The following is an 8,061-nucleotide window of genomic DNA, read 5'->3' on the forward strand; positions in this document are numbered from 1 at the left end:
AATAATTCGACCTGACACGTTCGATGACGATGCGGCGTCATGCCCGGCCCGCCGATGAGCCGGGGCGGCCCGCCGAGCTAGACGGATAGTCGATGGCCTACCAACTCAACTCGTTGGGTATCTCGGTGTTGGCGCTGCTACCAGGGCACCCGATATGACGACGTCGACCCAGCGTGCCGACCACGTGAACCCGTGGAACGCGTTGTGGGCGATGATCGTCGGCTTCTTCATGATTTTGCTCGACTCGACGATCGTCGCGGTCGCCAACCCCAGCATCATGGTCAAGCTCGGCACCGGCTACGACACGGTCATCTGGGTGACCAGCGCCTATCTGCTCGCGTACGCGGTTCCGCTGCTGGTGGCCGGTCGACTCGGTGACCGGTTCGGTCCGAAGAACCTCTACCTGATCGGTCTGGCCGTCTTCACCGCCGCCTCACTGTGGTGCGGCCTGTCGGGCACCATCGGCATGCTGATCGTCGCCCGGGTGGTGCAGGGGATCGGGGCCGCGCTGCTGAGCCCCCAGACGCTGTCGGTGATCACCCGCATCTTCCCCTCGGAACGCCGCGGGGTGGCGCTGAGCGTCTGGGGTGCCACTGCGGGCCTGGCCACGCTGGTCGGGCCACTGGCCGGCGGTGTGTTGGTCGACGCGCTGGGCTGGGCCTGGATTTTCTTCGTCAACGTGCCGATTGGTCTGATCGGGCTGGGCCTGGCGGTTTGGCTGATTCCCGAGTTGCCCACCCACCACCACCGCTTCGACCTGGTCGGTGTGGGGTTGTCCGGGCTGGGGATGTTCCTGATCGTCTTCTCGCTTCAGCAAGGGCAGTCCAGCGGGTGGGCGCCGTGGATCTGGGCGGTGCTCGTCGCGGGCATCGGCTTGATGACCGCGTTCGTCTACTGGCAATCGGTCAGCACCCAAGAGCCGCTGATGCCGCTCGAGATCTTCCGTGACCGCGACTTCAGCCTTGCCAACATCGCAGCGGTAGTCATCGCATTCGCCGCTACCGGAATGATCTTGCCGCTGATGTTCTATGCGCAGGCGGTGTGCGGACTGTCGCCGACCCGCTCGGCCCTGCTGACTGCGCCGATGGCGATCACCGGCGGTGTGCTCGCGCCGTTCGTAGGCCGGATCGTCGACCGGTCTCATCCGGCTCCGATCGTCGGATTCGGCTTTTCGGCCCTGGCGATCGGCCTTACCTGGCTGTCGATCGTGATGACGCCCTCCACCGCCATCTGGGAACTGGTCTTGCCGTTCGTTGTCCTGGGTGTGGCCATGGCGTTCATCTGGTCGCCGCTGACCGCGACCGCCACCCGTAACCTGCCGCCGCAATTTGCCGGCGCGGGTTCTGGTGTGTTCAACGCAACTCGCCAGGTCGGCGCGGTGTTGGGCAGTGCCGGCATGGCTTCCTTCATGACGTCGCGGATCACCACCGAAATGCCGCTGCTGCCCCACGGGGCGTCGGGTCCCCCGGGCGGCGGGGGCATGGCCTTGCAGATGCCGGCGTTTCTGCGCGAGCCTTTCGCCGCCGCGATGTCGCAGTCGATGTTGCTGCCGGCATTCATTGCGCTGTTCGGGGTTGGGGCGGCGCTGTTCTTGATCGGTGCCGCCGGGCCGTCGGCAGCCGGCGATACGCGCGCACTCGCCGGCGATGCGCCGTTGTCCGACAGCCTGGATGCGCCGACCCGGCGTGTTCGGGTAGGACCCAGCGCCGCAGACGATTTCGACGTCGGCTTTGACGGCTTTCGGGATGGCTTCGACGATGACGACGACTATGTGGAATACACCCTGCCGCCGGCGCCCGCAGTTTCGTCGTCGCGCGCGGCGGTCCGGCCGGCTGGTGAACATGCCAACGAGGCTCGAACCGAACCGCTGAGCGTCCGGATCGAGCATTTGCTCGACGAGCCTGCGTCAGACGCTGAGCCAATCAGATTCGCCCACAACGGTTTCCGCGTCGACGACGACGAACAGCGTTTCGGGCCGATCGAGGAATTCTCCCCGCGAGAGGATTTCCGCAACGGCCATCACCGTCCGCCTCGCAACAGGCACCGTCGCGCGGATCCCGACGACGGCAACGGGCGGCATTCGTATCCTGAATTCTAGCGGCTCGGCGATCGCGAATTCGCTGCTCCGACAAGCTCTTACGCCGGCGCACCGGAGGCTGTCAAAGCCAGGAATGCACCGAGGTCGACCACACCGGAGGGGGCGCCCGGCAGGTAGTCGGTCAAGGACTCAGCCCGCACTAGCACGGCCGCATACTGTGCCCGGCTGATCGCAACGTTCAACCGATTGCGGTTGAGCAGGAACGCCATTCCGCGCGGAATGTCCTCGACGGACGAGGCCGTCATCGAGACGATCGCCACCGGCGCCTCGCTGCCCTGGAACTTGTCGACGGTCCCAACCCGGACGTCGCCGAGTCCCGCGGCGGCCAGTTGTCGGCGCAGCAGTACGACCTGCGCGTTGTAGGGGGCCAGTACCAGTACGTCCGCAGACGTCAACGGTCGGGTGCCGTGCTCGGTTGTCCACGCCGAGCCCACCAGGGTTTCGATGTGGGCGACGATGGCTTGGGCTTCCTCCGGGCTCTCGGTTGCGTTGCCGTCGTGGCGGACACGAATCACATGCACCCCGGGCGGATATCCGTCGAGCCGACGCGCGGCGGTGATGTCGCTGTACGACTGCAGCCGGCCCTCGTAGGCCAGCGCCGATACCGGTGCACAGACCGCCGGATGCATGCGATGCGTGCAGTCCAGGAAGTAGCCGCGTTCGACGGGCAGGGTGCGGTGATCTTCGACCAGCCAGCCCAGTGCGGACCCGTCGACCGGCTCGGGATGGGTGCCCTGGCTGACCTGCGGCAGCTGCTGGGGGTCGCCGAGCAGCAGCAGGTTGGCGGCCGCCGGCGCTACGGCGATCGTGTTGGCCAGGCAGAACTGGCCGGCCTCGTCGATCACCAGCAGATCGAGGCTGCCCGGCGGAACCCGGCTCGGGTTGGCGAAGTCCCAGGCTGTACCGCCGATCACGCATCCTCCAGAAGCCCCGGTGCCGGTGATGAATCCGGGGTATTCCTTCTCGTCAATCTGTTGCCAGCGGACGCCTTGGCGGTCGGATCGCTTCTTGGCGACCCGCTGCGGATCGATACCGGCGTCGATCGCGCAACCGAGCAGGTTTTCTACCACGGCGTGCGATTGTGCGACGACCCCGATACGCCAGCCGTGCTCGGCGACCAGTCGGGTGATGACGCGCGCGGCGGTGTAAGTCTTGCCGGTGCCGGGTGGACCGTGCACCGCCACGTATGACGAGTCCAGATCGAGCAGGGCGGCGGTGATGTCGTCGACAGCGTCGTGGTCTCGGGGAAGGTGCGCGCCGCTACGGGTCCGTGGGCATCGACGCAGCAGAATGTCGAACACGGCGGTGCGGGGGAGTTGCGGCAGGGCGGCGGCAACCTGGGCGGCCGTGGTCTCGATCGCGTCCCGCAGCGGCTTGGTCCCGATCGGCGCGCCCGGCGTCAGCGCGAACGGCAATTCATGAAAAGTGCTGCCGTCCTTCGGAGTTCGTTCGCAGATGACCACCGCGGTCGGCACCGTCGGATCGTCGACCTCGATGACCTCGGCGCGACCGGCCGCGCGTCGATCGGGGTTCTCACTCAGGCCGGACGGGGCCGGCGGATCGTAGAGCGCGTAGACGTCACGGTTGATCGCGCCGCGCGCCAGTTCACCGGTCAACTGCAGCCGACGTTGTAGCTTCTGCGCCCTCGGCGGCTTGTCCCAATCAACCGCGATTTGCGCGTCGCTGACGATGAAGACGTCTGTCTGGTCGGCCCATTCGTCGACCGGATAGTTCAGCCGGTCGAAATGCGCCCACCAGAACGGCTTGTCCTCACGTCGGTGATAGCCGCGTGCGGCTGACACCAGGGCAACCGCGGTCTGTTCGGGCGTGCGGTCGCCGATCGCGGCAACTCCGGCGAACTCCTGCAGCGCCTCGGCAAGCGGATCGGCCGGCTCGATGTCACCGCCGTCTGAAACCGGTTGGGCACCGATCGGGGTGACGCCGCTTTCAAATGCCCGCAACAGCAGCCAGTCCCGCAACTCGCGGGTGGACCGGCAGTCGTAGCGGTTGTAGTCCTCGATCTCCTTGAGTACGTTAGCCGCCTCGTCGACGTCGCCGTTGGCGCGCAGCTCGCTGTAGCGCGCATATTGGGTGATCGAGTCGGCGGCCGTGGTGACATCGCCCGAACGCAGCTGCGCGCCCATATACAGCGGCTCCAGCGCCTTCAGGCTGATCGACTCGCTGCCTGCCCGAATGCTCTTGCGCACAATCGGATACAGGTCGACTAATGTCCCGCTGCGCAACAGGTCGTCGACCTCGTCTTCACCCACTCCGTGGCCCCCGGCGAGACGCAGCAGCGCCGTCTTCTCGTAGGCGGCGTAGTGGTAGACGTGCATGTTGGGAAACCGCTTGCGCCGCTTGGCCACCAAAGCCAGGAAGTCGATCAGTGCCTTTCGTTCGTCTGGACGGTCATGGGCCCACAGCGGATGGAAGCCGGGTGACTTTCCGCCTTCGAGAACACCGAACAGATACTCCAGGCCCCAGTCGACGCCGTCGGCCGTCCAGAGCGGGTCGCCTTCGAAGTCGAAGAACAGGTCGCCCTCGCCGCGTTCGGGCAGCAATGCCAGCGGCTGCGGGTCGACAACCTCGAACTGCGGTGTGCCGCAATCGCGTTGGCGAATCTGCAGTCTGGCCTGCGCGGCCAGCGTGTCCACTGTGCGCGCGGAGACGCCTGCAACCGGGCCGCGGTGTTCGGCCAATTCGGCGAGGGTGGTGATGCCCGCGTCGATCAGCTTGGCGCGCTGAGTAACCCGCATGCCCGCGACGAGCAACAGGTCGTCGGTGGCGCGCACCTGCTCCTCGCAGGACGGGCAGCGGAAACATGCGCGTACGTCGTCGTCTTCCCAGCGAACCGGGGTGCCGCCCGCGTAGTGGTTGTCGAGCAACTGCTGCAATCGGGTGCGCTGCTCGCGGTAGACCGGAGCCAGTTCGTCGATGCGGTAGCTGACCGCGGTGCCATTGCCGAGCACCAACTCGGCCTCCGGGGCCACCGGGATGCCGGACTGGCTCAACGCGTCGGCGTAGGCAGCGATCTGAAGCAACGCGGTAACCTTCGCCGAGCGGGCCAGCTTGGTGTCGGAAACCTGGTATTGCCCGTCGTGGCGCACCAGGAAGTCGGCGAATCCGACAAAGCGGCCGTCGAACATCGCGGCCTGGTAGATCACCGGCGCGTCGTCCTCGATGGCCCGCCGAGTCGCTGCCGCGGCCGCGGTGATGCCCGCGATGGTGAATGCCGGACGGCCGATGACGACGACTCCGCCGCCGCATTCCTCACGCAGCTGGTCGAGACGGCGCTGCTCGTGCTCGTCACCGAGAGACGCCGTGCGCGCGAGCAATTCGTCCTCGACGGTAACGCGCTCACCCCGTCCGAGTTTCGCGTCGAACTCCCGCAGCAGGGCGTATTCACAGCGAGCGGCGGATGCGAGATCCGATGCGCTGTAGATGATGCTGTCGCCTGCCATGAACACAGCAGCCACTGTAAGCCGACCTACCGACAGGATTCGGCGCGTCAGGCTCCGGCGTTGGCAATCAACTCCACCCCGTTGCCGTTCCAACGGAACTTCACCACGCTGGGCAAGCCGATACCGCCGGAGTAGCTCAGCGCCACCGTGTCGCCGGTGCACTGCGAGTTGTCGATCCCGTTGAACCCGTACGTGTCGGGCACGCCCTGTGGCGGTATCAGTTTGCCGAGATGGAACAGCACCGCCCTGGTGTTGGGGCTTTCGGCATTCGTGTTGGCCTTGACGATGACCGCTGACAGCTGCGCGCACTGGTTGAAATTGCCGGCCAGCGGCTCTGGGTTCCACGGCTGCTGGCTGCGGGGGTCGCGGGGCAGTTCAGAGACCCCCCGCGCGATCGCGGGATCGGACAGGTTGACCGCACACGGGTCGACGGGGCCCGAGCTGGTCGGCGCGGCGGTCGCGGGCGGTGGCGCGGAGGCATGTGGTGCCGCGGTCGGATGGGTGCTGGGCTGCGGCGTCTTGGCGACGGTCGAATCTCCTGATCCGCAGCCGTTCAGCGTCGCGGCGAGCAGTGCGGCAGCGGCCAGCGCGGTCAACCGCCGGATACCGCAGGTTCGTGTCCACACAACGCCGCACGGTACCTTGACCAGCCCCGTCGGGGCGGCAGGCGTGGCCGAGTGGCAGTTGAGCACTAAACTCTTGTCGAAATGGACTCCCCGAACGATGACACGGTGACCTTCGGCGACCTGCACATTCACCCGTCGGTGTTGCAGGCCCTCGTCGATGTCGGCTACGAGTCGCCGTCAGCGATACAGGCGGCGACGATCCCGGCCCTGCTGGCAGGGTCGGATGTGGTGGGGCTGGCGCAGACCGGGACGGGCAAGACCGCCGCTTTCGCGGTCCCGATCCTGTCGAAAATCGACACCGGCAGCAAAGTCACTCAGGCGTTGGTGCTGGCGCCGACCCGGGAGCTGGCGTTACAGGTCGCCGAGGCGTTCAGCCGGTACGGCGCGCACCTGCCTCAGATCAACGTGCTGCCGATCTACGGCGGGGCGTCCTACGGGGTGCAGCTGGCCGGGCTGAAGCGCGGCGCCCAGGTGGTGGTCGGCACTCCCGGCCGCGTCATCGACCATCTCGAGCGCCGAACGCTGGATCTGTCGCACGTCGACTATTTGGTGCTCGACGAGGCCGACGAAATGCTGGCGATGGGCTTCGCCGAAGACGTCGAGCGGATACTGGCCGACACTCCGGAGTACAAGCAGGTGGCGTTGTTCTCCGCAACGATGCCGGCGGCGATCCGCAAACTCACCGCCAAATATCTGCACGATCCGACCGAAGTCAAGGTCGAAGCCAAAACCGCTACCGCCGAGAACATTTCGCAGCGCTACATCCAGGTCGCCGGCCCGCGCAAAATGGACGCGCTGACCCGGGTGCTGGAGGTCGAGCAGTTCGAGGCGATGATCGTCTTCGTCCGCACCAAGCAGGCCACCGAAGAGGTGGCCGAAAAGTTGCGCGCCCGAGGATTTTCCGCGGCGGCCATCAACGGCGATATCCCGCAGGCCCAGCGTGAGCGGACGATCGCCGCCCTGAAACGCGGCGGCACCAAGGGAATCGACATCCTGGTCGCCACCGATGTCGCTGCCCGCGGACTGGATGTGGAGCGGATATCACATGTGCTCAACTACGACATTCCGCACGACAACGAGTCCTACGTGCACCGCATCGGGCGAACCGGCAGGGCGGGACGGTCCGGTACGGCGCTGCTTTTCGTCTCGCCGCGAGAACGCCACCTGCTCAAGTCGATAGAAAAGGCGACTCGGCAAAAGCTCATCGAGGCGCAACTGCCCAGTGTCGACGACGTCAATGCACAGCGGGTGGCGAAATTCGCCGACTCCATCACCGACAGCCTCGGCTCGGCCAGTCTCGACTTGTTCCGCGGTCTGGTCGCCGATTACGAGCGCGAGCACGACGTTCCGATGGCCGACATCGCGGCGGCGCTGGCGTCGCAATTGCGTGACGGCGAGGCCTTCCTGATGGCGCCCGAGCCGCCGCCGGAGCGCCGGCCGAAGGAGCGTCCGGACCGGCCCGACAGATCTGCCCGTGGCGCCGGCGAGGGTCCCAAGAAGGGATTCGCCACCTACCGTATCGCGGTCGGCAAGCGGCACAAGGTCGGGCCGGGTGCGATCGTCGGCGCCATCGCCAACGAGGGTGGCCTACACCGCAGCGATTTCGGCCACATCACGATCAAGCCGGATTTCTCGTTGGTGGAGTTGCCGGCCAAGTTGTCTCGTTCGACGTTGAAAGCGCTTGAAAAAACCCGCATTTCCGGTGTGCTGATCAACCTGCAGGCGGATCGAAGCCCAGACAAGATCCGTCGCGGCGGTCGTAGCGCACCGCGCCGGGAATACAAAGGATGACCAGAGCGGACACCGAGGCCCAGGGCGGACTCGAACAGGTCGCCGGACCGGACCGGGTTGCGTCGTTGACCGGTATCCGCGCCGT

General features: G+C 66.4%; 4 protein-coding genes. 2 read left to right on the forward strand and 2 right to left on the reverse strand.

Annotated elements, in window-relative coordinates; genetic code table 11:
- Positions 1-154 precede the first annotated feature (154 nt).
- Positions 155-2,098: an MFS transporter gene (locus tag VGG53_RS23150; protein ID WP_331520461.1), complete on the forward strand. Its 1,944-nt coding sequence runs from the start codon at positions 155-157 to the stop codon at positions 2,096-2,098.
- Between the two features lie 38 nt (positions 2,099-2,136).
- Here the strand turns inward: VGG53_RS23150 and VGG53_RS23155 are convergent, their stop codons facing one another.
- Both VGG53_RS23155 and VGG53_RS23160 read right to left on the reverse strand, forming a co-directional pair.
- A complete protein-coding gene (locus tag VGG53_RS23155) occupies positions 2,137-5,565 on the reverse strand; it encodes a TM0106 family RecB-like putative nuclease (RefSeq protein WP_331520462.1) in 3,429 nt (1,142 codons plus the stop codon).
- 41 nt (positions 5,566-5,606) lie between these two features.
- On the reverse strand, positions 5,607-6,185 hold the full coding sequence (locus VGG53_RS23160) for an LppP/LprE family lipoprotein (RefSeq protein WP_331520463.1): 579 nt from the start codon (positions 6,183-6,185) through the stop codon (positions 5,607-5,609).
- A gap of 81 nt (positions 6,186-6,266) precedes the next feature.
- Here VGG53_RS23160 and VGG53_RS23165 point away from each other — a divergent pair, with 81 nt between their 5' ends.
- The gene (locus tag VGG53_RS23165; protein ID WP_331520464.1) at positions 6,267-7,976 is read left to right on the forward strand and encodes a DEAD/DEAH box helicase; all 1,710 of its coding nucleotides are present in this window, start codon (positions 6,267-6,269) and stop codon (positions 7,974-7,976) included.
- Positions 7,977-8,061: the final 85 nt, after the last annotated feature.

The sequence above is a fragment of the Mycobacterium sp. genome (assembly GCF_036490025.1).
Lineage (GTDB): Bacteria > Actinomycetota > Actinomycetes > Mycobacteriales > Mycobacteriaceae > Mycobacterium.

Excerpts from the sequence above, each read along its gene's own strand:
- VGG53_RS23150 (WP_331520461.1), top strand. The coding sequence starts at position 155 with ATGACGACGTCGACCCAGCGTGCCGACCACGTGAACCCGTGGAACGCG.
- VGG53_RS23165 (WP_331520464.1), top strand. The coding sequence starts at position 6,267 with ATGGACTCCCCGAACGATGACACGGTGACCTTCGGCGACCTGCACATT.